The sequence below is a fragment of the Mesorhizobium sp. M0910 genome, from assembly GCF_040319465.1.
Lineage (GTDB): Bacteria > Pseudomonadota > Alphaproteobacteria > Rhizobiales > Rhizobiaceae > Mesorhizobium.
In genome coordinates, this window is the sequence record NZ_JAMYNZ010000013.1 from 126,829 (window position 1) to 153,422 (window position 26,594).

At 63.3% G+C, this 26,594-nt stretch carries 21 protein-coding genes, 1 tRNA gene and 2 pseudogenes; 14 read left to right on the top strand and 10 right to left on the bottom strand.

Translation table 11 applies throughout. The annotated features are described in order from the left end of the window. Positions 1-5 precede the first annotated feature (5 nt). Positions 6-602: a superoxide dismutase gene (locus NKH78_RS26905; RefSeq protein WP_023677850.1), complete on the bottom strand. Its 597-nt coding sequence runs from the start codon at positions 600-602 to the stop codon at positions 6-8. Between the two features lie 107 nt (positions 603-709). After that, positions 710-1,588: a branched-chain amino acid aminotransferase gene (locus NKH78_RS26910; RefSeq protein ID WP_352479513.1), complete on the bottom strand. Its 879-nt coding sequence runs from the start codon at positions 1,586-1,588 to the stop codon at positions 710-712. Positions 1,589-1,739: 151 nt separating this feature from the next. Between NKH78_RS26910 and NKH78_RS26915 the strand changes: the two genes are divergently transcribed. Together NKH78_RS26915 and NKH78_RS26920 are read left to right on the top strand one after the other, a co-directional pair. After that, complete coding sequence (locus NKH78_RS26915; protein ID WP_352690040.1) at positions 1,740-2,402, top strand: haloacid dehalogenase type II; 663 nt, start codon at positions 1,740-1,742, stop codon at positions 2,400-2,402. Positions 2,403-2,576: 174 nt separating this feature from the next. Further along, the gene (locus NKH78_RS26920) at positions 2,577-3,401 is read left to right on the top strand and encodes a L,D-transpeptidase (protein WP_352740858.1); all 825 of its coding nucleotides are present in this window, start codon (positions 2,577-2,579) and stop codon (positions 3,399-3,401) included. Positions 3,402-3,656: 255 nt separating this feature from the next. Here NKH78_RS26920 and NKH78_RS26925 read toward each other — a convergent pair whose 3' ends face one another. Continuing rightward, a complete protein-coding gene (locus tag NKH78_RS26925) occupies positions 3,657-5,189 on the bottom strand; it encodes a helicase HerA-like C-terminal domain-containing protein (RefSeq protein ID WP_352884765.1) in 1,533 nt (510 codons plus the stop codon). A 275-nt stretch (positions 5,190-5,464) separates the two neighbouring features. Between NKH78_RS26925 and NKH78_RS26930 the strand changes: the two genes are divergently transcribed. The 4 genes from NKH78_RS26930 (at position 5,465) to NKH78_RS26945 (ending at position 9,708) form a co-directional block, all read left to right on the top strand. Beyond that, entirely contained in the window at positions 5,465-6,907 is a 1,443-nt protein-coding gene (locus NKH78_RS26930) for a methylmalonyl-CoA mutase subunit beta (protein ID WP_352690043.1), read from the top strand. Further along, complete coding sequence (gene scpA, locus NKH78_RS26935; protein ID WP_352690045.1) at positions 6,904-9,027, top strand: methylmalonyl-CoA mutase; 2,124 nt, start codon at positions 6,904-6,906, stop codon at positions 9,025-9,027. The genes NKH78_RS26930 and scpA overlap by 4 nt, the downstream gene beginning before the upstream one ends. A gap of 73 nt (positions 9,028-9,100) precedes the next feature. Beyond that, positions 9,101-9,322, top strand: a complete 222-nt coding sequence (locus NKH78_RS26940; RefSeq protein ID WP_095496758.1) for an AbrB/MazE/SpoVT family DNA-binding domain-containing protein — start codon at positions 9,101-9,103, stop codon at positions 9,320-9,322. Further along, positions 9,319-9,708, top strand: a complete 390-nt coding sequence (locus NKH78_RS26945; RefSeq protein WP_352740862.1) for a type II toxin-antitoxin system death-on-curing family toxin — start codon at positions 9,319-9,321, stop codon at positions 9,706-9,708. The genes NKH78_RS26940 and NKH78_RS26945 overlap by 4 nt, the downstream gene beginning before the upstream one ends. Here the strand turns inward: NKH78_RS26945 and NKH78_RS26950 are convergent. Continuing rightward, complete coding sequence (locus NKH78_RS26950; protein WP_352507466.1) at positions 9,705-10,178, bottom strand: GreA/GreB family elongation factor; 474 nt, start codon at positions 10,176-10,178, stop codon at positions 9,705-9,707. The genes NKH78_RS26945 and NKH78_RS26950 overlap by 4 nt on opposite strands. Positions 10,179-10,321: 143 nt before the next feature. After that, positions 10,322-11,020, bottom strand: a complete 699-nt coding sequence (locus tag NKH78_RS26955) for a class I SAM-dependent methyltransferase (RefSeq protein WP_352740863.1) — start codon at positions 11,018-11,020, stop codon at positions 10,322-10,324. Between the two features lie 140 nt (positions 11,021-11,160). Between NKH78_RS26955 and NKH78_RS26960 the strand changes: the two genes are divergently transcribed. Then, entirely contained in the window at positions 11,161-11,946 is a 786-nt protein-coding gene (locus tag NKH78_RS26960) for a TetR/AcrR family transcriptional regulator (RefSeq protein WP_352507465.1), read from the top strand. Positions 11,947-12,037: 91 nt separating this feature from the next. Next, the gene (locus NKH78_RS26965) at positions 12,038-13,414 is read left to right on the top strand and encodes a TIGR03808 family TAT-translocated repetitive protein (protein WP_352884768.1); all 1,377 of its coding nucleotides are present in this window, start codon (positions 12,038-12,040) and stop codon (positions 13,412-13,414) included. On the opposite strand, the gene NKH78_RS26970 is transcribed toward NKH78_RS26965, so the two are convergent. After that, positions 13,407-14,411 (bottom strand): asparaginase, encoded by a 1,005-nt coding sequence (locus tag NKH78_RS26970; protein WP_352884770.1) that lies wholly within the window; start codon positions 14,409-14,411, stop codon positions 13,407-13,409. The two genes, NKH78_RS26965 and NKH78_RS26970, sit on opposite strands and share 8 nt — an antisense overlap. A gap of 26 nt (positions 14,412-14,437) precedes the next feature. Continuing rightward, the gene (locus tag NKH78_RS26975; protein WP_352884772.1) at positions 14,438-15,604 is read right to left on the bottom strand and encodes an acetyl-CoA acetyltransferase; all 1,167 of its coding nucleotides are present in this window, start codon (positions 15,602-15,604) and stop codon (positions 14,438-14,440) included. A gap of 226 nt (positions 15,605-15,830) precedes the next feature. Here NKH78_RS26975 and betI point away from each other — a divergent pair, with 226 nt between their 5' ends. The 5 genes and pseudogenes from betI (at position 15,831) to betB (ending at position 22,129) form a co-directional block, all read left to right on the top strand. Next, on the top strand, positions 15,831-16,421 hold the full coding sequence (gene betI / locus NKH78_RS26980) for a transcriptional regulator BetI (protein WP_352884774.1): 591 nt from the start codon (positions 15,831-15,833) through the stop codon (positions 16,419-16,421). Continuing rightward, positions 16,418-17,944, top strand: a complete 1,527-nt coding sequence (betC, locus tag NKH78_RS26985; protein WP_352884775.1) for a choline-sulfatase — start codon at positions 16,418-16,420, stop codon at positions 17,942-17,944. Before betI ends, betC begins: the two co-directional genes overlap by 4 nt. Continuing rightward, a pseudogene (locus tag NKH78_RS26990) lies at positions 17,944-18,950 on the top strand (threonine/serine dehydratase family protein). The gene betC and the pseudogene NKH78_RS26990 overlap by 1 nt, the downstream one beginning before the upstream one ends. A 3-nt stretch (positions 18,951-18,953) precedes the next feature. Continuing rightward, positions 18,954-20,606, top strand: a complete 1,653-nt coding sequence (betA, locus tag NKH78_RS26995; RefSeq protein ID WP_352479498.1) for a choline dehydrogenase — start codon at positions 18,954-18,956, stop codon at positions 20,604-20,606. 59 nt (positions 20,607-20,665) lie between these two features. Continuing rightward, on the top strand, positions 20,666-22,129 hold the full coding sequence (betB, locus tag NKH78_RS27000) for a betaine-aldehyde dehydrogenase (protein WP_352740867.1): 1,464 nt from the start codon (positions 20,666-20,668) through the stop codon (positions 22,127-22,129). Here the strand turns inward: betB and NKH78_RS27005 are convergent. Together NKH78_RS27005 and NKH78_RS27010 are read right to left on the bottom strand one after the other, a co-directional pair. Beyond that, complete coding sequence (locus tag NKH78_RS27005) at positions 22,093-24,363, bottom strand: AGE family epimerase/isomerase (protein ID WP_352884777.1); 2,271 nt, start codon at positions 24,361-24,363, stop codon at positions 22,093-22,095. The genes betB and NKH78_RS27005 overlap by 37 nt on opposite strands. 17 nt (positions 24,364-24,380) lie before the next feature. Further along, the gene (locus tag NKH78_RS27010) at positions 24,381-25,895 is read right to left on the bottom strand and encodes a phosphomannomutase/phosphoglucomutase (protein WP_502899854.1); all 1,515 of its coding nucleotides are present in this window, start codon (positions 25,893-25,895) and stop codon (positions 24,381-24,383) included. A 205-nt stretch (positions 25,896-26,100) separates the two neighbouring features. Here NKH78_RS27010 and NKH78_RS27015 point away from each other — a divergent pair. After that, positions 26,101-26,177, top strand: a tRNA-Pro gene (locus NKH78_RS27015). 44 nt (positions 26,178-26,221) lie between these two features. Here the strand turns inward: NKH78_RS27015 and NKH78_RS27020 are convergent. Beyond that, a pseudogene (locus NKH78_RS27020) lies at positions 26,222-26,594 on the bottom strand (IS481 family transposase); the annotation flags it as partial.

Below are 26,594 nucleotides of genomic sequence, written 5' to 3' on the forward strand. Positions count from 1 at the left end.
ACGGATCAGGCCTTTTCGTAGAGTTCGAGCACATAGTCCCAGTTGATGAGACTGTCGACGAAGGCTTCGAGGTATTTCGGCCGGGCGTTGCGATAATCGATGTAATAGGAATGTTCCCAAACATCGACGCCGAGGATCGGCGTCGCGCCATGGACGAGCGGGTTCTCGCCATTCGGCGTCTTCGAGATCGCCAGCTTGCCGTCCTTGACCGAGACCCAGGCCCAGCCCGAACCGAACTGTGTGGTGCCGGCGGCGATGAAGTCGGCCTTGAACTTGTCGTAGCCACCAAGATCGCTGTCGACCGCCTTTTGCAATGCGCCCGGCAGCTTGTTGCCACCGCCGCCCTTCTTCATCCATTTCCAGAAATGGATGTGATTGTAGTGCTGGGCGGCATTGTTGAAGAGGCCCGCATTCTTGCCGAAGGACTGTTTGACGGCCTCTTCGACCGACAAATCGCCCATGCCCGCCTCGGCGGCCAGCTTGTTGCCGTTGTCGACATAGGCCTTATGGTGCTTGTCGTGGTGATATTCCAGCGTTTCCTTTGACATATAAGGCTGCAAGGCCTCGTAATCATAGGGCAAGGCGGGCAATTCAAAAGCCATCTGTCGTACTCCCTCGTGGAAAAATCCGGTGTCGATACCGGACTAACATAGGACTGGATTGGTCTGGAACAACTCCGGAAACGAAGCGCCGGCCGCTTTTTAGCGGGTCAGCCGGGCGAAGTCGAATGCGCCCATTCCCAATAGAGTTCGCGCGCCTTCTTGGCCACTGGTCCGGGCTGCAGATTGCGCTCCTCGATACGGGTGACCGGCACGACTTTCGAGTGGTTTCCGGTCGAGAAGATTTCGTCCGCCTCGAGAAAATCGCGGATCGACAGCGTCTTTTCCGTCGTCGTGAAGCCGTATTCGCCCAGCAGGGCCATCGTGCGCGCGCGGGTAATGCCGGACAGGAAGGTGCCGTTCGGCGCCGGTGTCAGGACATGGCCGTCCTTGACCAGAAAAATATTCGAGGTGCCGGTCTCGGCGACATTGCCCAGCATGTCGAGCACGAGCGCATTGTCGAAGCCGCGCATCTTGGCTTCGAGGATGGCCCGGCCGTTGTTGGGATAAAGGCAGCCAGCCTTGGCGTTGGTCGGCATGGTTTCGATGGTCGGGCGCCGGAACGGCGACACCGTCACCGAAAACCCAGCCGGCGAGATCATCGGCGATTCGTAGAGGCAAAGGCAGAAACGCGTCGAGGCCGGGTCGGCCGGCACGCCCATATAGCCGCCATGCTCGGCCCAATACATCGGCCTGATGTAGACTGCCGTCTTGCCGTCGAACTTCTTCAGCCCGTCCCAGGTCAGTCCGACGATCTTGTCGGTGCTCATCGTCGGCTTCAGGCCGAGCGCGATCGCCGAGGCATTTACCCGCGCTGCATGGCGATCGAGATCGGGAGCGACGCCCTCGAACCAGCGGGCGCCGTCGAACACGCTGGTGCCGAGCCACATGGCGTGGCTGCGCGGCCCTAGAATGGCAACATTGCCCTCGTACCAGTCGCCGTCGACGAAGGTCCATGTCGCGGATTGCGCCGCAGTCGCCAGTGTCATTGCCAGGTTCCGTTCGATGCTTGTTGCGGCGCATTGGAAGATGCTTTGGCGGCCGCCGTCAACCGGCTTGGCTGAGATTTGTTGAGGCCAGCGGGCTGGCGGACTGCAATCAGCGCTTGCGCCTTGCCTTACGCGGCCTCAAAACTGTCGAATGCAGTTCGCGGCTTACGTTTTCGACGCCTATGGCACGCTGTTCGACGTGCATGCGGCCGTGCGCCGTCACGCCGACCAGATCGGGCCGGACGGCCAGTTGCTGTCCGATATCTGGCGCGCCAAGCAGCTGGAATATTCCTGGGTCAGGACGCTGATGGGGGCCTATGCCGATTTCTGGCAGCTCACCGAGCAGGCCCTCGACTTCGCCCTGCGCAAGGTTCCATCCGCGGATGCCGGGCTGAGGGCGAAGCTGCTCGAGGCCTATTGGCGGCTGGACTGCTATCCGGAGGTACCGGCCGTGCTCAAGGCGCTCAAGGCATCGGGGGCAAGGCTGGCGATCCTGTCAAACGGTTCGCCTGAGATGCTGGAAGCGGCGGTCAAATCCGCCGCGCTCGACCAGGTCCTGGACGACGTCTTTTCCGTCGACAGCGTCAGGCGCTTCAAGACCGATCCGTCGGTCTACGACATGGTCACCACGGGCTGGCGCCTCTATCCGGGCGCCGTCTCTTTCCAGTCATCCAACCGCTGGGACGTCGCCGGCGCCACCAAATTCGGCTTCAGGACGGTGTGGATCAACCGCGCCAATCAACCAGAGGAATACCGGGATTTCCCACCGGCCCTGATCCTGCCGTCCCTCGATGGTCTGATCTCCGGGGTTTGACGGCCGGACATGTTGCCTCGACGCAACAGTGACGATCCAGTCACAGCTTTGCCTTTGTTTGTCCACCCTGCGGCCAGAATTGGAACCGCCTATCGCGCTGACATTGCTCAAGCACCTGCGCCGTATCGGACGCATTCACGCTTTGTTGCGATTTGAGACTTAAAAAAGGCAATCATGTTCACACCCCAATCGTCCTCTCTGCGCCTTAGCCGTCGCGGTTTCCTCAACGCAGCAGCCCTTGGCGCCGCCTCGGTCGCGGTCTCCAGTTGCACCACCCTGTCGCAGCAGCCGGTCGAGCCACCGCCGCCGACCTATGTCGAGCCGGCGCTCGGCGACTATGTGACGATGTATGGGCCGATGTCGGATGGGGGCTTCGAGCTGCCGGCCATACCTGTCGACAAGATCGACCCGCAGTTCCTGCGCCAGATCGTTGACGATCCGACCGGGCAGCAGCCCGGCACCATCGTCGTCGACACGACCAACCACTTCCTCTACCTGGTGCGCCCGGGCGGCCAGGCGATCCGCTACGGCGTCGGCCTCGGCCGCGCCGGCTTCGAATGGTCGGGCGATGCGGTAGTCCAATGGAAGCAGAAATGGCCGAAATGGACGCCACCGGACGACATGATAGCCCGCCAGCCCGAGCTCGCAAAATACAGTGCCGATAATGGCGGCATGCCCGGCGGGCTGGACAACCCGCTTGGCGCGCGAGCGCTTTATCTGTTCCAGGGTAACCAGGACACGCTGTACCGGTTACACGGCTCGCCGGAATGGCGCTCGATCGGCAAGTCGGTGTCGTCGGGCTGCGTGCGCCTGATGAACCAGGACATTATCGATCTCTACGATCGTGTGCCGAACAAGACCCCGGTCGTGGTGACAGCCGAAGTCGGCCAGCCGGTGGTGGCAACAGCAAACCGCAGAGCCATTCCGATCGACGCCGGCGTGCCGGAAGGATCGATCCTGCTCGGCCCGATAAAATCGGTGACCAACTCGATCTTCTGAGCTGGTCGAAAGCGCGGGCGGGGTCTTCCTCGCTCCCGCTGGTTTTGCTGCGCGTCGGCGTGCCCGTACCGGTGCCGGCCTTTAGGTCCGATGGCTTCGCCGAGCAGCGGATGTTGCCGCGCTGTGGGCAGACGCCACCGGTGACAGCTCATGACCGCATAGCCGCCGTCCGCTGTCCTCCAGATCTGGCTACTGGCGCTTCATGCCACGGCAGAATTTGCCAACGCCCATGCCCGCCTTCGGGTCCGATGCTCTTCACCGCCCCTTGGACAGGCTGCCTAGTATGCCGCGGACGATCGCACGTCCGACCGACGAGCCGACCGAGCGCACGACTGATTTGATCGCCGCCTCTGCCACCGTCTGGCGGTTGGAGGGGCGCGGCGCGCGGCGGCCGCCGGCTGGCTGGGGATCGTCGTTGCCGAAGCCGGGAATGGTCCAGCGCGAACGGCCTGCGTCCTGTTGCTGCGCCTGTGCCTCCTGGGCATCCTTGGCCTTTTTCTGCAGGATCTCGAAGGCCGATTCGCGATCGACGGTCTGGTCGTACTGTCCCGCGACCGGGCTCTCATTGATCAGCTTGCGGCGCTCTTCGGGCGTGATCGGGCCAAGGCGCGACGATGGCGGGCGGATCAGCGTCCGCTGCACCATGGACGGCACGCCCTTGGCTTCCAGCGTCGAGACAAGCGCCTCGCCGGTGCCGAGCTGCGTGATCACGGTTGCGCAGTCGAAATCGGGATTGGGCCTGAACGTCTCGGCCGCCGTCTTGACGGCCTTCTGTTCGCGCGGCGTATAGGCACGAAGTGCGTGCTGCACGCGGTTGCCCAACTGGGCCAGCACGGTTTCAGGGATATCCAGCGGATTTTGCGTGACAAAATAAACGCCGACGCCCTTCGAACGGATCAGCCGGACCACCTGCTCGACGCGGTCGACCAGCACCTTCGGGGCGTCGTCGAACAGAAGGTGCGCCTCGTCGAAGAAGAAGACCAGCTTCGGCTTGTCCGGGTCGCCGACTTCCGGCAGTTCCTCGAACAGTTCCGACATCAGCCACAGCAGGAACGTCGCATAGAGCCGCGGATTCATCATCAGCTTGTCGGCGGCGAGCACGCTGATGGCGCCGCGTCCATCGCGCGTGGTGCGCATGATGTCGGCGATCCGCAATGCCGGTTCGCCGAAGAAATTGGCCGCGCCCTGCTGCTCCAGGACCAGCAGCGTGCGCTGGATGGCGCCGACCGAAGGTTTCGTCACATTGCCGTAGCGGGCGCCGATCTCTTCGGCGCGGTCGGCGATATTGGCCAGCAGTGACTGCAGGTCCTTCAAGTCGAGCAGCAAAAGGCCTTCCTCGTCGGCGATGCGGAAGGCGATGTTCATGATGCCTTCCTGCGCCTCGGAAAGGTTCATCAGCCGCGACAGAAGCAGCGGCCCCATCTCCGAGATGGTGGCGCGGATCGGGTGGCCCTGCTCGCCGAACAGATCCCAGAAGATGACCGGGAATTCCTGGAATTCATAAGGATCGAGCTTGACCTGCTCGGCCCGCTTGACCAGGAAATCCTGCGCTGTGCCCATCATGGCGATACCCGACAGGTCGCCCTTGATGTCGGCGCAGAATACCGGCACGCCGACATTGGAGAAACCCTCGGCCAAAATCTGCAGGGTCACCGTCTTGCCGGTGCCGGTCGCGCCGGTGACCAGGCCGTGACGATTGCCATACTGCAGCAAAAGCTGTTCGGGCCGCTGATAGCTGTCGTCCGGCTTGCGGCTGGCCCCTATGAAGATACTGGTATCGTCGGCCATGTGTCCGGTCTCCGCAAACCTATAGGATTGAATGCCCTGATCCCTTGAAGAAAAGGGAGCCCCGCCGCAGGTATAGTGAGGCCATTGCGCAGCGACAATGGGCACCGTCGAAAATGGCTTTTGGAGCTTGCGGAACCTGCCCATGTTTGGCAATCGGTTGACGGTCGGCATCACGGAAGGCGTGTTGCACGGCAAGTGTGCTGCATTGTGATATCGGGCCGGGGACCGTAGACTGACATAGTCGGCCGCCGCGGCCGCTAGAACGAGGAGAACCGATGGGCGCCGGTGCCTTGACCCAGGATGCCGAACTTCCAAACGTCGACCGGCAACGATGGCTGGCGCTGGCGGAGAAGGCGCTGGGCGGCGGGTCCTTCGAGGAAAAGCTCGTCTCGCATACGGACGACGCCATCCGCATCGAGCCGCTCTACGAGCGTTCGGTAACCGCCGAGCCTGTCGTGCGCGCCAACCCGGGATCACCGTGGATCGTCAGCCAGCGTATCGACGATCCGGATATAGGCCGCGCCAGTGCGCAGGCGCTGGAAGACGTCGCGCAGGGTGCTACCGGACTGTCGCTTGTCTTCGAAGGTGCGCCGAACGCCTTCGGCTACGGCTTGCCGAGGACGGCGGAGGCGCTGGAGGGCGTACTCGACGGCGTGCCGCTCAACCGCATCCAGATCCGCATCGACGCCCATCCCTGGAGCCGTGCCGTGGCCGACTGGCTGGTGGCGTTCTTGACCAAGCGCCGCTCCGACCCGGCAAAGCTCAACCTCTCCTTCGGCATCGATCCGGCGGCGATCTTTGCCGGGACCGGCAGGCTGCGCATGTCGATCGAGGCTTTACAGGCTTCGATGCCGCAATCGCTGGCGCATTTCTTTTCGATGGGTGTGCCCGGCGTGCTGCTGGAGGCCGACGGGCGGGTATTCCACAATGCCGGCGCCACCGAGGCGCAGGAGCTTGGCACCATGCTCGCCTCGGCCGTCTCCTATTTGAGGCTGTTCGAGAAGGCGCGCCAGCCGCTCGTCTACGCGGCGCCGCATATTGGTTTTGCGCTGAGCGTCGACCACGACCAATTCGTTTCGACGGCCAAGGTCAGGACGTTGCGCAGGCTGTGGGCGCGTGTCCAGGAGGCCTGCTCGATACCGCCCTCCACCGCCAGCATCCATGCCGAAACCTCCTTCCGGATGATGACGGCGGCCGACCCGGAAACCAACATCCTGCGCACCACCATCGCCGCTTTCGCGGCTGCCGTCGGCGGCGCGGATTCGATCGCCATCCTGCCGCACACGATCGCGCACGGCCTACCCGCGGGTTTTGCTCGCCGCGTTGCCCGCAACGCGCAACTGATCATGGCCAATGAAAGCCACATCGACCACGTCGCCGATCCGGTTTGCGGTTCGGGCGCCGTCGAAGCGCTGACTGCGGAGCTCTGCGCGGCGGCCTGGCAGGAGTTCCAGCAGATCGAGGCAGAAGGCGGCGTGCTGACCAGCCTTGAGCAAGGCCACATCCAGAGGCGCGTCCAGGCAGCTTCCGCCCGCCGCAACACAGCCTACCAGGCGGGCGAACGGGCGATCGTCGGCACGACGCTGCACCCGTCGAAGACCGAGCGTCCGGTCGAGACGCTGGCGGCGGAGCGGCGGCCTGCCTTCACCGAAGGCGTTGCGGTGTGCGAGCCGCTATTTCCGATCCGCATCGATCAGTCGATCGGAGCCGTGCCATGATCCCGGATTTCAGCCAGATCGGCTGGTCGCCGCCACGGCGGGTGCCGGTCGAGGTCAAAGGCCAGCGGGTGACGCCGGAAGGCATTGCCGTCAAGCATCTCTACAACCAGGGCGATCTCAAGGGCTTGCCACATCTCGATACCTATCCAGGCCTGCCGCCCTTCGTGCGCGGCCCCTATCCGACGATGTATGTCCAGCAACCCTGGACGATCCGGCAATATGCCGGCTTCTCGACTGCCGAAGAGTCCAATGCCTTCTACCGTCGCAACCTTGCCGCCGGCCAGAAGGGCCTGTCGGTCGCCTTCGATCTCGCCACGCATCGCGGCTACGACAGCGACCATCCGCGCGTCGCCGGCGATGTCGGCATGGCCGGCGTCGCCATCGATTCCATTCTCGACATGCGCCAGTTGTTCGACGGCATCCCGCTTAACGAGATGACGGTATCGATGACGATGAACGGCGCGGTGCTGCCGATCATGGCGCTCTATATTGTGGCGGCGGAGGAACAGGGCGTCGCGCAGAAGGATCTCACTGGGACCATTCAGAACGACATCCTGAAAGAGTTCATGGTGCGCAACACCTACATCTATCCGCCAAAACCTTCGATGCGGATCGTGTCGGACATTTTTTCCTACACGTCGAAGCACATGCCGAAGTTCAATTCGATCTCGATCTCCGGCTACCACATGCAGGAGGCAGGAGCGACGGCGGATCTCGAGCTCGCCTACACGATTGCAGACGGTATCGAATATGCCCGCGCCGGCGTCGCGGCCGGCCTCGACATCGACCGTTTCGCGCCGCGCCTTTCCTTCTTCTGGGCGATCGGCATGAATTTCTTCATGGAAGTCGCCAAGCTGAGAGCAGCGCGCCTTTTGTGGGCCAGCCTGATGCTGAAGAACTTTTCGCCGAAGGGCGAGCGCTCGCTGTCGCTGCGCACCCATTGCCAGACTTCGGGCTGGTCGCTGACGGCGCAGGATCCCTACAACAACATCATCCGCACCATGATCGAGGCGATGGCGGCGACTCAAGGGCATACGCAGTCGCTGCACACCAATTCCTTCGACGAGGCAATGGCGCTGCCGACCGACCATTCGGCCCGCATCGCCCGCAACGCACAGCTCATCCTGCAGAAGGAGTCCGGCACGACGCGCATTATCGACCCGTGGGGCGGCTCCGCCTATGTCGAACGGCTGACGCATGATCTGGCGGCGCGTGCGCTTGCGCATATCGAGGAGGTCGAGAGCCTCGGCGGCATGGCCGCGGCGATCGAAAAGGGCCTACCGAAGCTGCGCATTGAAGAGGCTGCCGCGCGCACCCAGGCGCGCATCGATTCAGGCGAACAGATCGTGGTCGGTGTCAATGCTCACCGTCCCGGCACGGACATCGAAGTCGACGTGCTGAAGATCGACAATGCCGAAGTCAGGGCGCGGCAATTGTCGAAGCTGCAGCGGCTGAAAGGCACGCGTGACGTCGCCGCCGTCGAGAGCGCGCTCGATGCGCTTACCCGTGCTGCCGGGAGTAACGCAAACCTGCTGGAATTCGCCATCCGGGCCGCACGCGCCAACGCCACGGTCGGCGAGATTTCGCTGGCGCTGGAAAAGGTTTTCGGCCGCCATGTCGCCTCGGTGCAGACGATCTCCGGCGTCTATCGCAACGCGCTCGGCCACAATCCGGTGGTCGACCGGCTGCAGGACAAGATCATCGCGTTCGAGGAGAAGTCCGGCGGCAAGCCGCGCATTCTGGTCGCCAAGATGGGGCAAGACGGCCATGATCGCGGCCAGAAAGTGATCGCCACCGCCTTTGCCGACCTAGGCTTCGACGTCACCGTCGGGCCGATGTTCCAGACGCCGGACGAGATCGCCAGGCTGGCGGTCGAGCATGACGTGCACATCGTCGGCGCCTCGTCGCTGGCTGCGGGCCATTTGACGCTTATTCCCGAACTCAAGCATGCGCTGAAGAAGCTCGGCCGCGACGACATGCTGATCGTCGCCGGCGGCGTCATCCCGCCGCAGGATTACGACGCAGTCCGGCAGGCAGGCGCCACTGAAATCTTCCCGCCCGGCACGGTTATCCCGGAAGCGGCGGAGCGGCTGATGGACCGGCTGCTGCAGGCCGGCTGACGCTTTGTTATAATGTCTGTTGCAACAAGAAACACGCTGAGTTATAATCAGCGTTGCAACAGGATGCCTCACCATGAACACGACCATTCGCAAGATCGGCAATTCCGAAGGCGTGATCCTGCCGAGGGAGCTTCTCGATCGTCTGAACCTGAAGGCCGGCGACCAGCTTCAAATCGTTGAAACAGGTGACGGTCTTGCGCTGAAGCCAGTGGACGACAGCTTCGAGCGGCAAATGAAAGCTGCCCGCGAGGTCATGGACAAATACAAGGTCGCGCTTCAGAAGCTCGCCGAATGAGCTGGGAGTTTCTAACGCGGCGTGCAGTCGAAGCCATGCACGCGGAGCAGTTGCGCCGACACGGCGGAGCACAAGGCTTGAGGGATGAAAATGCCCTCGAATCGGCGCTCGCTCGCGCCGAAAACAAGGCCAACTACGGAGACCCGTCGGTTGAGGAACTCGCAACCGCCTATGTCTTCGGCATTGCCAGAAATCATGCCTTTGTCGACGGCAACAAACGCACGGCCATTGTCGCGTCCGGCGCATTTCTGATTGTGAATGGTTATGCCCTGTCGGCCAATGACGGCATGCTTTACGAATTCGTCATGGGCGTCGCCGCCGGCGAAATCGACGAGGCCGGCGCCGCAGCGTTCTTCCGCGATCATGTCGTCAAGCTCGAAGACTAACTGTCGGAGAGCTTGACGATCTCCCATTCCTTGCCGTTGACCACGGCAACTTCGCCGACCTTCTTGCCGAACAGCGCCATCGCCATCGGCGACATATGGGAAATTGTCCCTTTGCCCGGATTGGCTTCGTCCTCGCCGACGATCTTCCAGTGCACCTTCTTGCCGTCGTCGCTTTCCAGGGTGACACCCATGCCGAAACGAACCAGGTCGCTCCCCGGTTCGGGCACCGAAAGCTCGGCGCTTTCACGCCGCGCCGTCCAATAGCGGAGATCACGCGACACCAGCGCGATGCGCTCGCGGTCGGCCCTCTTCTCGGCTCTGCCCAGTTCGTCGCGCAGAGCGGCCACCTCGGCATCGATCAGCGCCATGCCGCGTTCCGTGACCAGATTGCGGTGATGGCTGATCGGCCGCTCGCCGATGCCGGCGATGGCGTTTTCGCTGTCTTCCTCGCGGGTGAAGGCCCTGCTCATCTGACGAACTTAGGCTTGGAATGGCGACTCCACAAGCCATTGCTGATGAAGAGGCTAATGGTGAAGATCTGGGGTTCAGTACCCGAGATTAGACAGCTGCTTGGGGTGTAAAGCTGGCCATGCGAATGCCTCAACTTGGCGCACTATCGCGCTTCGAGGGCCGCAAGGCTAAGGTCCGGTTGCGCAACTAGGTAGCGGAGCCCCTTGGTTCCGACGTCGCCTTGCTCAACGATATTGAAGCCGTGCCGGCCGAGATCCGCTGCAACTTTGTCCAAATCGACGTAACCATGCCGGTGGAGCCGAAAGGTGCTCTTCTGGCGCGGCGGTTTCGCAAAATCGACGATAAGCACACGACCGCCCGGCCTCAGGACGCGGAAGGCCTCTCTGCCGAATTCCTCGCGGCCCTTCTTTGGAAGATGGTGGAACATCAGCGTGCTGAGGACGACATCAAATTCCCCATCCTTGAAAGGCAGTTCCTGAGCGGTGGCGGTCGAGAACCCGACTTGTAGCCCGGCTCGCCGGGCCTTTGCCGTCGCGCGCGCAACCATTTCGGCGGAGGCGTCGACGCCGTGCACGCGCCCCTCCGGCGCCACTTTTGTCTGGCAAGGAGCGCGGTGGTGCCGGTGCCGCACCCGACATCCAGGACCACTTCTCCCGGCTTCAGCTCCGCAAAGCTTAATATCCTTTCGCGAAAAGCACGTTCGCGACCGAAGGTCAGAAGCCACGCCAGCATATCGTACAGGGCGGCGGAATGAAGCGTGATGCCGACATGCAGCGCCTTCTCCTCGCCGGCGGCCGGTCTGCGGTCCTTTCCGGACAGCCGCCCGTGAGCGCTTTGCCATATCAATAAGCTCGCGACTACGACGAGTGCACCAGCATGAAGCAGGAGGACGGGAACTCCCAAGGAAAAGACCGCATTTGCCTGTCCCAACGAGAAAAATGCCGCGAGCACCACGGCCACTTTGACGAGCGCGACTAACGCATGCCCTCCGACTATTGTTCCGAAAAGACGTTGGTGCATTGCTTTATCTCCGGCCAGCCGGGCATCGCGCTGGGCCTTCCGCAAGAGCATAGGATACTGGACAGTGTGTCCAGTATCAGTTTTACTGGCCACATCGCACCGACGCGCCCAATACTGGACGATTTGGTGTCCTTTGGCCGGAAAAGGATGTTGCCGATGCCAGCCGGACCGATCGACCGTCGGGTCGCCAGGACCCGCAGCCGACTGCAGCAGGCGCTTTTCAGACTGACCGCCGAGAAGGGATATACGGCGATCACGGTCGAGGATATCTGCAGGGAAGCCGATGTCGGCCGCTCGACTTTCTACACACACTATCCCGACAAGGACCGCTTGAGGAAAGCAACGATCGACGACCATCTGAAGACCTTGCAGGCGCACGGTGCCGAACGCTATTCGCAGCGAAACGCCAAGGGCTTTTCCTTCAGCGGTCCGGTGTTCGAGCATGCTCTTGCCACGCGGGAGATGCACCGTGCGCTGATGGGCGGGAAAAAGCGCGAAATGCCAGAAGAGATCCGCGGCTGGATAAGCAGGCAGGTTCGCCATGAGTTGGCGAATATCCAAGGTGATCAAGGCGGGGCCAGACTTGAGATCGCCACACGCTTCATCGTTGGCGCGTTCTTTGAAGTGATGCACTGGTGGCTTGAGAGGGATACGAAGCTGTCCCCCGCGGAGATCGACCAGACATTCCTGCAACTTGCCTTCAACGGGGTAAATGCGGTGATCGCTGAGCCAACGAGGATCGAATAGGGGCCAAGCGTCAGATTTTCACCACGAGTTCGACCGGGCTAGTCTGGCACGAATCCTGCGGCGTGAGCGTTGGACGCAAGGATCTGTGCCGATGTTGAACAGACGAACGCTGCTTGCGCAGACCGCCGGCTTTGCCGTCATGGGGATTTCGCTCGGCAAAGCAGCGGCGAAAAACCTGGCCGGCATCGAGAAAGCCGCGATGCGCGGGGCGATCAACGCGACCGAGCTCGGCGTCCGGCCCGGCGCGCTTGACGACCAGAGCAAGGCTTTCGCCAAGCTGCTGCGCGACGCGCACGACCGCGACATGCCGGTGTTCCTGCCGCCGGGGACCTATATCGTTTCCAACCTGTCGCTGCCCGGCCGGGTGCGCCTGTCCGGCGTGCCGGGCGCATCGCGGATCGTCTATGGTGGCAATGGCCATCTCATTATGGCCGAACGGGCCGAGCATATCGAACTCAGCGGGCTGGTGTTCGACGGCAGCAACCGCTGGATGGGCGACTACACGCAAGGCCTGCTCGATCTGCGCCGCATCGCCCATCTGGTCGTCGACAACTGCCAGATGACCGGCAGCGGCAAGAACAGTCTGGCGCTCGAACATGCCTCGGGCCGCATCGAGCGCTCGGAGATATCCGGTGCGGCCGATGCCGGCATCTATTCGGTCGAGGCCGATGGCCTGGAAATATCAGGCAATAGCGTCTCCGACTGCGCCAATGGCGGCATTCTCGTGCACCGCTGGCAGGCAGCGGAAGACGGCACCATCGTCAGCGGCAACCGGATCGAGCGCATCCAGGCGCGCAGCGGCGGAACCGGCCAGAACGGCAACGGCATCAATGCGTTCCGCGCCGGCAATGTCATCATCTCCGGCAATATTGTCTCGGATTGCGCGTTCTCGGCGATCCGCGCCAACAGTTCCAGCAATTTGCAGATCACCGGCAACACCTGCTCGCGTTCGGGCGAGACGGCCGTGTATTCCGAATTCTCGTTCGAAGGCGCCGTCATCGGCAACAACATCGTCGATGGTGCTGCGAACGGTATTTCGATCGTCAACTTCAACGAAGGCGGCCGCATGGGCGTGTGCTCCGGCAACATCGTCCGCAATCTGTCGACCAGCGGTCCCTACCCTGCGGACGCGCCCGGCTTCGGCGTCGGCATCAGCGTCGAGGCCGACACCACCGTTTCCGGCAATGTCGTCGAGAATGCGCCGCTCTACGGCATGCAGATCGGCTGGGGACCGTTCATGCGCAATGTGGTCGCCACGGGAAACATCGTCCGCAAGGCGGGGACCGGCATCGTCGTGACCGTGGTCGAAGGTGCCGGGACGGCAATCATCTCCGACAATGTCATCGACGGGGTCCAGAATGGCGCGATTGTCGGCCAACGCTGGGCCGAGCCGGTGACCGGCGACCTCGCCGCGTCAGGCAATGCCGGCTACGCGCATTTGACCGTCGAGCGCAACCACGTCAGTTGAGGGTGGCCGTCGGCCGAAGCGCGCCAACCTTGGCGCCGATCCGGCTTTCGATGGGCGGATTTGCCTGTTCGACCAGTTTCGCCGCTACCATCTTGTCGGCGTGCAGCAGCTTAGCCAGCACGGCCGCGACCATCGCTTCAGCGGCGCGGCCGGCGCCATCATCGCATTTCAGCGCGATGCCAAGGCCGAGCTCCGGAAGGGCGGCGCAAAAAACACCTTCGGCGCCTCCCTTGACGAAAATCCGCCCGGGCGCGGCCTCCATCATCGCGACATCGGACCTGCCCGTGCCGGCGACGAAAAACGGCTCGGCCATGCAGGCGGAGAGCAGCCGCTTCGCCGCCCGGGCGCGCACCGGCTCGAAGCCGGCACCTGTCGCCATGCGGGCAAAGCCAAGGGCAAAGCTGCGCAGCGGCACGGCATAGGTCGGAATCGAGCAGCCGTCGGTGCCGCGGTGATCGGCGTCATGGGCAGCACCGGTCACCGCCTGCATCGCTTCGCGCACCATCTCCTGCGAGGCATGGCCAGCCTTGACGTAACCACGATGGGCGATGCCGCTGTGAACGCAGGTGCATAGGAAGCCTGAGTGCTTGCCGGAACAATTATTGTGCAGCGCGCTCGGCACGCGGCCGGCGCGGGCAAGTGCCAGCGTCGCTCCATGGCTCGACGGCCAATGCGCGCCGCATTCGAGTGCCGCCTCGTCCAGGCCGGCCTTCGCCAGCATGGCGCGCGCCAGCTCGAGATGTGGCGGCTCGCCGGAATGCGAGGCGCAGGCCAGCGCCAGCTCCCGATCACCGAAGCCGTAGGCATCGGCAGCGCCGCTCTCGACCAGCGGCAGCGCCTGGATCGCCTTGACCGCCGAACGCGGGAACACCGGCTGTGCCGTGTCGCCGATCTCCCAGACAGGCTTGCCATCGGCGTCGAAGACGGCAACAGCGCCGCGATGGGCACTCTCGACGATTGCGCCGCGCAAGACTTCGACCAGAACCGGATTTGCCATGTCACCTCCCGCAAATGCGGGCGGGTTTATCTGATCCTGTCGAGAATGGAAACGTAGTTGGCGACCGCGGCACCACCCATGTTGAAGATGCCGCCGAGTTTTGCTCCCGGCACCTGGATGCCGCCCGCCTCGCCGACAAGCTGCATGGCGCTCAGCACATGCATGGATACGCCGGTGGCACCGATTGGGTGGCCCTTGGCCTTCAGCCCGCCCGACGGATTGACCGGCAACCTTCCATTCTTCGCCGTCTCGCCATCCAGGGCCAGCTTGGCGCCCTCGCCGGGCTTGGCCAGGCCCATTGCCTCATACTCGATCAGTTCGGCGATGGTGAAGCAGTCATGCGTCTCGACAAAGGAAAGGTCGCCGAGCGTCACGCCCGCCTGCTTCAGCGCCTGGTTCCAGGCCTGCTCACAGCCCTCGAAGGCGAGAATGTCGCGCTTCGACATCGGTAGGAAATCCTGCACATGCTCATTGGCGCGAAAGGCGACGGCGCGACGCATCTTCAGCGCCGTGGCCGTATCAGCAAGGACAAGCGCAGCGGCGCCGTCTGAGACCAGCGAGCAGTCCGTGCGCTTCAGCGGACCGGCGACGAAGGGGTTTTTTTCGCTTTCCTGCCGGCAGAACTCGTAACCGAAATCCTTGCGCATCTGCGCATACGGATTGTCGACGCCGTTCTTGTGGTTCTTGGCGGCGATCATCGCCAGCGCATCCGACTGGTCGCCATAGCGCTGGAAATAGGCTTGGGCGATCTTGCCGAAGACGCCGGCGAAGCCTGCCGGTGTGTCACCGTCCTCCGGCAGATACGAGGCCTTGAGCAGGTTCTTGCCGATCTCAGGACCTGATGTCGTCGTCATCTGCTCGGCGCCGACCACCAGCACGATACGGGCAGCATTGGCGTCGATGGCGCGGATGCCTTGCCTGACTGCCGCCGAGCCGGTGGCGCAGGCGTTCTCGACGCGGGTCGCCGGCTTGAAGCGCAGCCGGTCGTCGGCCTGGAGTACCAGGCTCGCGGTGAAATCCTGGGCGGAAAACCCGGCGTTGAAGTGGCCGAGCACGATCTCGTCGACGTCATCCGGACCGATGCCGGCATGATCAAGCGCCTCGACTGCCACCTTGGTGATCAGGCTCTCCAGCGTCTCGCCTTCGAGCTTGCCGAAGCGCGAATGCGCCCAACCGACGATGCATGCTGTCATGGCGATCTCCATCCTGTGGACCCGGGCTACGCGATCTTGCGGCGCGCCTCAGCATTGTTCAAGCATGAACCGTTCCGCCGGCTTCGTGAAGGGGCCAGAACCGCACAATCGCTTGATCTTGAACATCTGGTCATAGTGCCTGGCTTTTGCCAGCAAGTCAGACCGGATTTTTGTTGATTGATGCGTCAATAAAAAATAATCTTGGTGCCAACAGGCCGGAGCAAGAATGCCGAAACTCGGAATGGAACCGTTGCGCCGCAGGGCGCTCATCGACGCAACGATCTCGGCGATCGGCGAGCGCGGTTCGCTCGATGTGACGATGTCGGAAATCGCCGGGCGCGCCGGCGTGTCCTCGGCGCTTGCCCACCATTATTTCGGCGCGAAGGACGAATTGCTGCTGGCGACGATGCGCCACATCCTCAGCGAACTCACCGCCGATACGCGCCGTGCACTTCGCGCGGCCGGCACGGCGCGCCAGCGCGTCTCGGCGGTGGTCGCGGTCAACTTCTCCGACGTCCAGTTCCAGCCCGAAACGATCGCCGCCTGGCTCGCTTTCTATGTCGAGGCGCAGAAGTCGTCAGCACTTCGTCGGCTGCTCAAGGTCTATGCGCGACGGCTGCATTCCAATCTGCTCAGCGGGCTGACCGGCATCCTGCCGAGGAGCGAGGCCGACCGAGTCGCCGAAGCGACGGCGGCGCTGATCGACGGGCTCTATATCAGGCGCGCGCTGAAAGAAGGTGTTCCCGATGCCGCGACCGCGATTGCACTGGTCGAGGACTATCTCGAAACGAAGCTCAGCGGACGGCAGAAGCAGTGACATCCAAACCGAACATCCTGATCGTCATGGTCGATCAGCTCAACGGAACGCTGTTCCCGGATGGGCCGGCGGATTTCCTGCACGCGCCGAATCTGACGGCGCTCGCCGCGCGTTCGGCGCGTTTTTGCAACAATTACACCGCCTCGCCGCTCTGCGCCCCGGGCCGCGCCGCATTCATGAGCGGCCAGTTGCCGTCACGCACCGGTGTCTATGACAACGCCGCCGAATTCGCGTCTTCGATCCCGACCTTTGCCCATCATCTGCGCGCCGCAGGTTATCACACCTGCCTCTCCGGCAAGATGCATTTCGTCGGGCCGGACCAGTTGCACGGTTTCGAGGAGCGGCTGACCACCGACATCTATCCGGCCGATTTCGGTTGGACACCCGACTATCGCAAACCCGGCGAGCGCATCGACTGGTGGTATCACAATCTCGGCTCCGTCAGCGGCGCCGGTACTGCCGAGATCACCAACCAGCTGGAATATGACGACGAGGTCGCCTTCCATGCGGTGCAGAAGCTCTACGATTTTGCCCGCGTCTCCGACGATGCCGCACATCGGCCCTGGTGCTTGACGGTTTCCTTCACCCATCCGCACGATCCCTACGTCGCACGGCGGCGCTACTGGGATCTCTACCAGGATTGCCCGGCGCTCGAGCCGGAGGTCGGCTTCATCCCCTACAACAGGCAGGACCCGCATTCGCAGCGGCTCTACCGCGCCAGCGACTATGACAGCTTCGACATCACCACTGAGCAGATACGCCGCGCGCGGCGCGGCTATTTCGCCAACATCTCCTATCTCGACGACAAGGTCGGCGAATTGCTGTCGGTACTCGAGCGCACGCGAATGCTCGACGATACGATCATCCTGTTCTGCTCGGATCACGGCGACATGCTCGGCGAGCGCGGCCTGTGGTTCAAGATGTGCTTTTTCGAAGGTTCGGCGCGGGTGCCGCTGATGATCGCCGGCAAGAGCATACACGCCGGGCTGATCGAGACGCCGGTTTCCAATCTCGACGTGACGCCGACGCTTTGCGACCTGGCCGGCATCGACATCAGCGCGATTGCCCCGTGGACCGACGGCCAGTCGCTGCTACCGTTGCTGAACGGAAAGAAACGCTCCGCGCCGGTGCTGATGGAATATGCCGCCGAAGGCTCCAACGCGCCGATGGTGGCGATGCGCGAGGGCCGCTACAAATTCATCCATTGCGAGATCGACCCGCCGCAACTGTTTGATCTTGAATCGGATCCGCGGGAATTGACCAATCTCGCCGCCGATCCGGCCAATGCGGCTTTGGTGGCCGCTTTCATCGACAAGGTGCGGGCGCGCTGGGACATGGCGGTGTTCGATGCCGCGGTGCGTGCCAGCCAGGCGCGCCGCTGGGTGGTCTACCCGGCGCTGCGCAACGGCACCCATTATCCCTGGGAATTCCAGCCGCTGCAGAAGGCATCGGAGCGCTACATGCGCAACCACATGAACCTCGACCTGCTCGAAGAGCAGAAGCGCTTTCCGCGAGGCAAATGATGGCAGACCGTCTCGTCCCCTCGCTCGACCATCTCAGGCAGGCCTATGCCGTCACCTCTAAGGCGACGCAGATCACGCCGCTGCTGGAATCGGCGGCACTCGCCCGCGAGACCGGCGCTGCCCGCGTCTTCGTCAAGGCCGAATCGCTGCAATGGGCCGGATCGTTCAAGGTGCGCGGCGCCTACTGGCGGCTGAAGAAGCTCTCGCCTGACGAAACGCAAAACGGCGTCGTCGCCTACTCCTCTGGCAATTTCGCGCAAGGGCTGGCGGCGGCAGGCCAGGCGCTTGGCATTCCCGTCACCATCGTCATGCCGATCGACGCTCCGGCCGCCAAGCGCGACGCCACATCGGTTACGGCGCGCGCGTGGTGCTGACTGACCATGGCGATCGCGCGCGTGAGGAAGTCGCCGCCGCCAAGGCGCGCGAGATCGCCTCGAGCGAAGGCCTGGCCCTGCTGCACCCGTTCGACGATCCGGAGATCGTCGCCGGCCAGGCCGGTGCCGGGCTGGAGGCACTTGACCAGCTGGCCGCCAGGCAAGCGGAAGTCGATCTCTTGTTCTGCTCAGTCGGCGGCGGCGGCCTAATCGGCGGCGTTTCGCTGGCCTTCCGTTACCTGTCGCCCGCCACGGAGATCATCGGCGTCGAGCCCGAAGGTTTTGACGGCATGGGCTCGTCGCTGGCGCATGGCGCCATCGAAACCATGCCGATCGGGCCGAAATCGATCTGCGACGGGCTGATGTCGCGGCGGCCGGGCGACGCGCCGTTCGCAGCGGTGAAGGCGGCCGGCGTTCGCGGCGTCACCGTCGACGATGCCTCGGTGCGGCGCGCCATGCGCATCGCCTTCGAGCGGCTGAAGCTGGTGCTCGAACCATCCGGCGCTGCTTCGCTGGCGGCGTTGCTCGGCGGTAAGGTCGACGCGACCGGCAAGACCGTTCTCGTAGTGGCAACCGGCGGCAACGTCTCGCTGGCCGATTTCATTGCGCATATGAACCACGGGCGCGCATAAATCATGCTTGAAGCGGATTTCGTCATTATCGGCTCCGGCTCGGCCGGCTCGGCCATGGCCTACCGGCTGTCGGAGGACGGCAAGCATTCGGTCATCGTCATCGAATATGGCGGCAGCGATATCGGGCCGCTGATCCAGATGCCGTCGGCGCTGTCGATCCCGCTCAATATGAGCCTCTACGACTGGGGCTTTGCCAGCGAGCCCGAGCCGCACCTCGGTGGCCGCGTGCTGGCGACGCCGCGCGGCAAGGTGATCGGCGGCTCGTCGTCGATCAACGGCATGGTCTATGTGCGCGGCCATGCCCGCGACTTCGACCACTGGGCCGAACAGGGCGCGGCCGGCTGGGGGTTTGCCGACGTGCTCCCCTATTTCAAGCGCATGGAGGACAGCGCAGGCGGCGAGGATGGCTGGCGCGGCCATGGCGGCCCGCTGACTGTGCAGCGCGGCTCGAGGACGAACCCACTCTATGGCGCCTTCGTCGAGGCAGGCCGTCAGGCCGGCTTCGAGCTGACCGACGACTATAATGGCGCGAAGCAGGAGGGCTTTGGGCCGATGGAGCAGACCATCCGCGGCGGCCGTCGCTGGTCGGCGGCGAGCGCCTATCTGAGGCCGGCGCTGAGGCGGAAAAATGTCATCCTGGTCAAGGGTTTCGCCCGGCGGGTGATCATCGAGAATCAACGCGCCACCGGCGTCGAGATCGAAGCGCGCAAACGGATTCAGGTAGTCAGAGCGCGGCGCGAGGTGATCGTTGCCGCCTCCTCGATCAACTCGCCCAAGATCCTGATGCTGTCCGGCATCGGCCCCGGCCAGCACCTTAGGGAGAACGGCATTCCGGTGATCGCCGACCGGCCGGGTGTCGGCCGCAATCTGCAGGATCATATGGAGCTCTACATCCAGCAGGAATCGACAAAGCCGATCACGCTGAACTCGGTGCTGAATCCGTTTTCGAAGGCGATGATCGGGGCACAATGGCTGTTCTTCAAATCCGGCCTCGGCGCCACCAACCATTTCGAGGCAGCCGCCTTCGTGCGCTCGCGCGCCGGCGTCGACTATCCCGATATCCAGTATCACTTCATCCCGGCCGCGGTCCGCTATGACGGCAAGGCGGCGGCCAAGGCGCATGGTTTCCAGGCGCATGTCGGGCCGATGCGGTCGAAGTCGCGCGGTTCGGTCACGCTGCGCTCGCCCGATCCCAAATCGAAGCCGGTGATCCGCTTCAACTACATGTCGCATCCGGACGACTGGAAGGAGTTCCGCCACTGCATCCGGCTGACCCGCGAGATTTTCGGGCAAGCGGCCTTCGATCCATACCGCGGCAAGGAACTGTCGCCGGGCGCGCATATACAATCGGATGACGAACTCGACGCCTTCATTCGCGATCACGCCGAAAGCGCCTACCATCCTTGCGGCACCTGCAAGATGGGCCGTGCCGATGATGCGATGAGCGTCGTCGATCCCGAATGCCGCGTCATCGGCATCGAAGGGCTGCGAGTCGCTGATTCCTCGATCTTCCCGCGCGTCACCAACGGCAATCTCAACGCGCCGTCGATCATGACTGGCGAGAAAGCCGCCGACCACATTCTCGGACGCACGCCGCTGCCACCTTCCAACCAGGAACCATGGATCAATCCGCGCTGGCAGGTGTCGGACAGATAGGCCATGATCCGGCGGACGCATATTCCGCATGCCGCGACAAGACGATTTGGAGAACAGTCATGCGCGCCCAGCCAACGGCATCGCATTATGTCAATGGCCGCTATATCGACGACGAGCGCGGCGCAGCGCTGCCGGTTATCTATCCGGCAACCGGCGAGACCATCGCCATGCTGCGCTCGGCGACGCCGAACGTGCTGGAGCTCGCGATCGAGGCGGCGCGTGCAGCACAACCGGCCTGGGCGCGGCTGAAGCCGGTCGAACGCGGCCGCATCCTGCGCCGTGCCGCCGACATTCTGCGCGGGCGCAATGCCGATCTGGCGCGCATCGAGACGCTGGATACCGGCAAGCCTATCCAGGAGACGCTGGTTGCTGACGCCCCGTCGGCGGCCGACTGCCTGGAATATTTCGGCGGCGCCGTTGCCGCCTTTAATGGCGAGGCCGTCGATCTCGGCGGACCCTTTGCCTATACCAGGCGCGAAGCGCTCGGCGTCTGCGTCGGCATCGGCGCCTGGAACTACCCGATCCAGATCGCCGGCTGGAAATCCGCACCCGCGCTCGCCATGGGCAATGCGATGGTGTTCAAACCGTCGGAGAACACGCCTCTTTCAGCGCTGGCGCTCGCCGAAATCTACACCGAGGCCGGCCTGCCGGACGGGCTGTTCAACGTCGTGCAGGGTTTTGGCGATGTCGGCGCCGGGCTTGTCGGACATGATGTCGTCGCCAAGGTCTCGGTGACCGGTTCGGTGCCGACCGGCCGCAAGGTGCTGTCGCTCGCCGGCTCGAAGATGAAGCACGCGACGATGGAGCTCGGCGGCAAGTCGCCGCTGATCGTCTTCGAAGACGCCAACCTCGAAAATGCCATCGGCGGCGCGATGCTCGGCAATTTCTATTCGACCGGCCAGATCTGCTCCAACGGCACGCGGGTCTTCGTGCAGAGCGGCATCCATGACCGTTTCGTCGAGAGGCTGACCGAACGGACGAAGAAAATCCGCATCGGCGATCCGCTCGATCCGGACACGCAGATGGGGCCGCTGGTCTCGAAGGCGCAGCACGACAAGGTGGTCTCTTACATCGAGGCCGGCAAGCAGGATGGCGCGGTGCTCGCCTGCGGCGGCAATGTGCCTTCGCTGCAGGGTTTCCAGGGTGGCTTCTTCGTCGAGCCGACGGTGTTCACCGAGGTCACCGACACGATGCGCATAGCGCGCGAGGAGATTTTCGGGCCGGTGATGAGCGTGCTGAAGTTCGACAGCGAGGACGAGGTGATCGAGCGCGCCAACGATACCGAATTCGGCCTCGCCGCCGGCGTGTTCACCCGCGACCTGGCGCGCGCCCATCGTGTGATCGCCGAACTGCAGGCCGGCACCTGCTGGATCAACGCCTACAATCTGACGCCGGTCGAAATCCCCTTCGGCGGCTTCAAGCAGTCCGGCATCGGCCGCGAGAATTCGCTCGCGGCGCTAGCACTCTATTCGCAGCTGAAGTCGGTCTATGTCGAGACCGGGGATGTCGCCAGCCCGTACTGATCCTTGCGGGCCGTGCCGTCGAGATACTGGGTCAGCGCGCAGACGAGATGATAGAAGATGCTGGCCGGCACCTCGTTTGCCAGCGAGCGGCCACGCTCGTCGATGCGGTCGATCCACAGGCCGAGCGGTGCCGGATTGATGTGCCAGCGGAACAGCCGGCCGACCCGCGCCTCGATTTCCGGCTTCAGGTCGGGCCCCCCCGAACCGTCCAGCGCGATCGCCGCCTTGATCGCTTCGGCCTGCGGCCAGCTGCGCGAGACGCGGTCGAGCGGCAGTCCTTGCCGCGAGACGGCGCCGTAGGCGAGGCCCGTGGCGCGGTTCAGGCCATTGGCGATCGCCGACGCGTAGAGCTTCCTGGCGAGGCCGGTCAAGTCGCTCTGGCGGCTGCGGCCGGCGAAGTCGATCAGCAGCGAGGCCCATTCGAAATGATGGCCCGGTTCGGTCCAGGTGCCCTTCTCGCCAGGGGCCGGCCGCCATTCATGGTCGAAATACTCGCCAAGGGTCCAGCTTTCCGGGTCGAAGAAATGGCTGCGGAACAGATCGACGATGCGCGCGGCGCGGCGGAGATGAGCGCGCTCGCCGGTCGCCTGATGCCAGGCCAGGAACGCCTCGAGCAGATGCATGTGCGGGTTGGAGCGGCGCTCGCCCTCGCCACTCGAGGTCTCGCGGAAGCCGGTCAGGCGTTCGTCCTCGAGATGCGCGTCGATGAACGCAAAGGTTTCCTCGCCAAGCCGCAACGCATCGGGATTGCCGCACATATGGGCATGCGCCAGCGCCAGGAGCACGCAGGAATGATCGTAAGCATCCTCGGCGCCGTCGGCGACGGTGCCGTCGATGTTGAGGGTGCGTACCCAGCCGCCATTGTCGGTACGGCCGTGCCTGGCCATGAATTCGAGGCCGTGGCTGATCAACCGATCGGCCGGGCCGTTCCAGCCGCGCGCCTTGGCGACGGCGAAGGCGTAGATCTGCCTGGCCTGCGTGCGCATGCGCTTGGGTTTCATCAGGGGGGCGGCATCGAAGCCGAGCGCTTCGTGGAAACCGCCATGGCGCTCATCGACGCCGACCGTCGACCACAACGGCACCGTCTCCTCGAACAGCCAATGGTGCACGCGGCGCTGCCAGGCGCCGCTTTCGATGACGCGATCGTCGGCGGGCGTGAACCTGGTCTCAAGGCGACCGCTCTTTTCGAGCTGCTCGACGATCTTTTTGACATTCTGGCTGTGGCTGACCGGCGCGACGAAAGTGGCGTCGGCGGTCGACACGATGGCGACGTCCTTCAGGCCAATGGCCGACAGGAGGCGACCATCGCTGCGGATATAGGAGTTCTCGCAATCGATGGCGACGACATCGCCGACGATGACATTGCCCTGCCTGTCGGAGGGGCCGACGTCGAGCAGCGATTGCCAGGAGCCGAGATCGTTCCAGCGAAAGCCCGCCGGCACCATGGCGATGCCGCTGGCGCGCTCCATGATCGCATAGTCGATCGATGTCGATGGGATGGCGGCATAGAGCTCCAGAGGCATGTAGAGGCCCGAAAGGTCTGATGTCGCCGCCTGATAGGCAGCCTCGGTGGCGCTCCAGATGTCGGGCTGGAAAGCCATGAATGCGTCGCGCATGGCGCTGGCGCGAAACAGGAAGATGCCGGTGTTCCAATAGAAGTTACCGGCCTCGAGATAGCTCTGCGCCGTGGCGAGATCGGGTTTTTCGATGAAACGCGAGACGTCGCAGATGCCGTCCCGCTCGCCGGCCACCTCGATGTAGCCATAGCCGGTCTCAGGTTGCGCGGGCTTGATGCCGAAAACCACCAGCCTGCCCTCGCGCGCCGCCGCGGTGCCGGCTTCGACGCTCTGCCAGAATTGCTGCGCCGTCGCGATCTCGTGATCGGAGGGCACCACCAGCACCAGGCTGTCGCCGAATTCCGACAAGGTGCGCAGGCTTGCCAAGGCAACGGCCGCGGCAGTGTTGCGGCCGGTCGGCTCGAACAGCGGGCCGCCGCCGGAAAGCTCGAGACCGGCAATATCGGCATGAACGCGGTCGGCGTGCCTTTCCGAGGCAATCAGGAAGATCGGCGTTTCGCCCTCCGGCCGCGCGGTCAGCCGGCGCAGCGTCTTGGCCAGCATCGAGCCGTCGCCGGAAAAATCATGGAACTGCTTGGGATTGTCCTCGCGCGACAGTGGCCACAGCCGCGAGCCGACGCCGCCGCTCATCACAAAACTGACGATCCGTTCGGTCATGAAAACAAGCCTCGTGCTCAAAAGGTCTGATTGTAGGCGCCGACTTCGGGGCTGCGGCGCAGCACGGCATCGACGGCTTCGAACATCTGCCGGCGCCGCTCCGACGATACCGGGCTTTCGACCACCACGACAAGCTCCGGCTTGTTCGAGGATGCCCGCACCAGCCCCCAGGTGCCGTCCTCCGCCACGACCCTGACGCCGTTGACGGTGATCAGTTCGGCGATCTTCTGGCCGGCGAAGACCGCGCCGTCGTTCTTCATCTTGCGAAAATCGCCTACGACGCGCTCGACGACGCCGTATTTGAGCTCGTCGGCGCAGTGTGGCGACATGGTCGGCGTGCCGAACGTCAGCGGCAGATCGCGGTAGAGATCGGCCATGCTACTTTGCGGACTGCGATCCAGCATCTGGCATATGGCGATGGCCGTTACCAGGCCATCGTCATAGCCGCGGCCGATCGGCGGATTGAAGAAGAAATGGCCCGATTTCTCGAAACCGGCGGCGGCGCCGAGTTCGGCGACGCGCCGTTTGATATAGGAGTGACCGGTTTTCCAATAGTCGGTGACCGCGCCATTTTCCCGCAACACCTTGTCAGTCATGAACAATCCGGTCGACTTGACGTCGACGACGAAAGTCGAGCCGGGATAGAGGTGCGAAATGTCGCGCGCCAGCATGACACCGACCTTGTCGGCGAAGATCTCGTTGCCCTCATTGTCGACCACGCCGCAGCGGTCGCCGTCGCCGTCGAAACCGAGCCCGACATCGGCGCCCGTTTCCAGCACCTTGTCGCGAATGGCGTGCAGCATCTGCATGTCTTCGGGGTTTGGATTGTAATTGGGAAATGTATGATCGAGCTCGACGTCGAGTGGGATTACGTCGCAGCCGATCCTTTCCAGTGCCTCGGGAGCGAAAGCCCCAGCGGTGCCGTTGCCGCAAGCGGCCACCACCTTGAGCTTCCTGGAGATACGCTTTCCCGCTGTCAGATCGTCAAGGTAGGTTTTGCGGAAGTCCGCAACGAAGTCATAGGAGCCGCCACCGACAAGATCGAAATCGCCGGACAGCACGATCGCCTTCAACGCACTCATCTCCTCCGGACCAAAAGTCAGCGGGCGCGCCGCGCCCATCTTGACGCCGGTCCAGCCATTCTCGTTGTGCGAGGCAGTGACCATGGCGACGGACGGGGTGTCGAGCGCAAACTGGGCGAAATAAGCCATCGGCGACAGGGCCAGCCCGACATCCTTGACCCGTGCGCCGGCTGCCATCAGCCCGGAAACCAGCGCCAGCTTTATGGCAAGCGAATAGGAGCGAAAATCGTGGCCGGTGACGATGTCGGGCCCGGCACCCAGGCGACGGATCAGCGTGCCGAGCCCCATGCCGAGCGCCTGAACGCCGATCAGATTGAGTTCCGGTGTTTCGTTCGAGCCGGGATGGCCGAACCACCAGCGCGCATCATATTCGCGAAACCCGGACGGCTTGATCAGCGCCGAGGTTTCAAACTCAAAAGTGTTTGGTTTGACATCGCTAACGATCTTCATCGACAAGGCTGCAAACTCCAGGCTGCTGAATCAGGTGCTTCGAGGCAAGGCGACGGTTACCCAGAAGCCCTTTAAGCCGTGTTTGTGCGACAGGAAACTGAAACCTGTATGACGTGGCGACGAAAGCGAAAGAAATGCGACAGAAGCGCCTCCATTGACGCTTGCAGTAACCAAACGCGGCGGCTATAAGCCCGCGGTCTGGTCACGGAGTGTAGCGCAGCCTGGTAGCGCACATCGTTCGGGACGATGGGGTCGCAGGTTCAAATCCTGCCACTCCGACCAGAAAAAACAGGGTACGACCCGGAGACATGGGTAACAGAATGTACCTAAGACATGGGTGACAACCTCGTGCCGAACGGGTTGTCGATGGTCTGCAAGGTTCTCTGTTCCAGGTCGATATATCCCAGATCATAGTGCATGAAGCTTACGAGCCAAATGCCGTCGTCGACCTCCTTTATTCCGAGCCTCTGACCGGCGAGCACGGTCGAGACGTTGATCTTCTTCCTCATCATGCAGATGCGGCCGCAGGCGGTGACCAGGATGTCCTTGTCATGGAGGGGATAGGTCAGCTCCGGCAGGCCGGAATACGGCCGTGAAGAGTTCCGTCGGTAGCTTCATGGCCAACGCCTCATGCGGCCTTTCCTCGTTGAATTCGCTGATGAAAGCGTCAAATCTGGCCTGCTGTTGCAGGGCATTCAT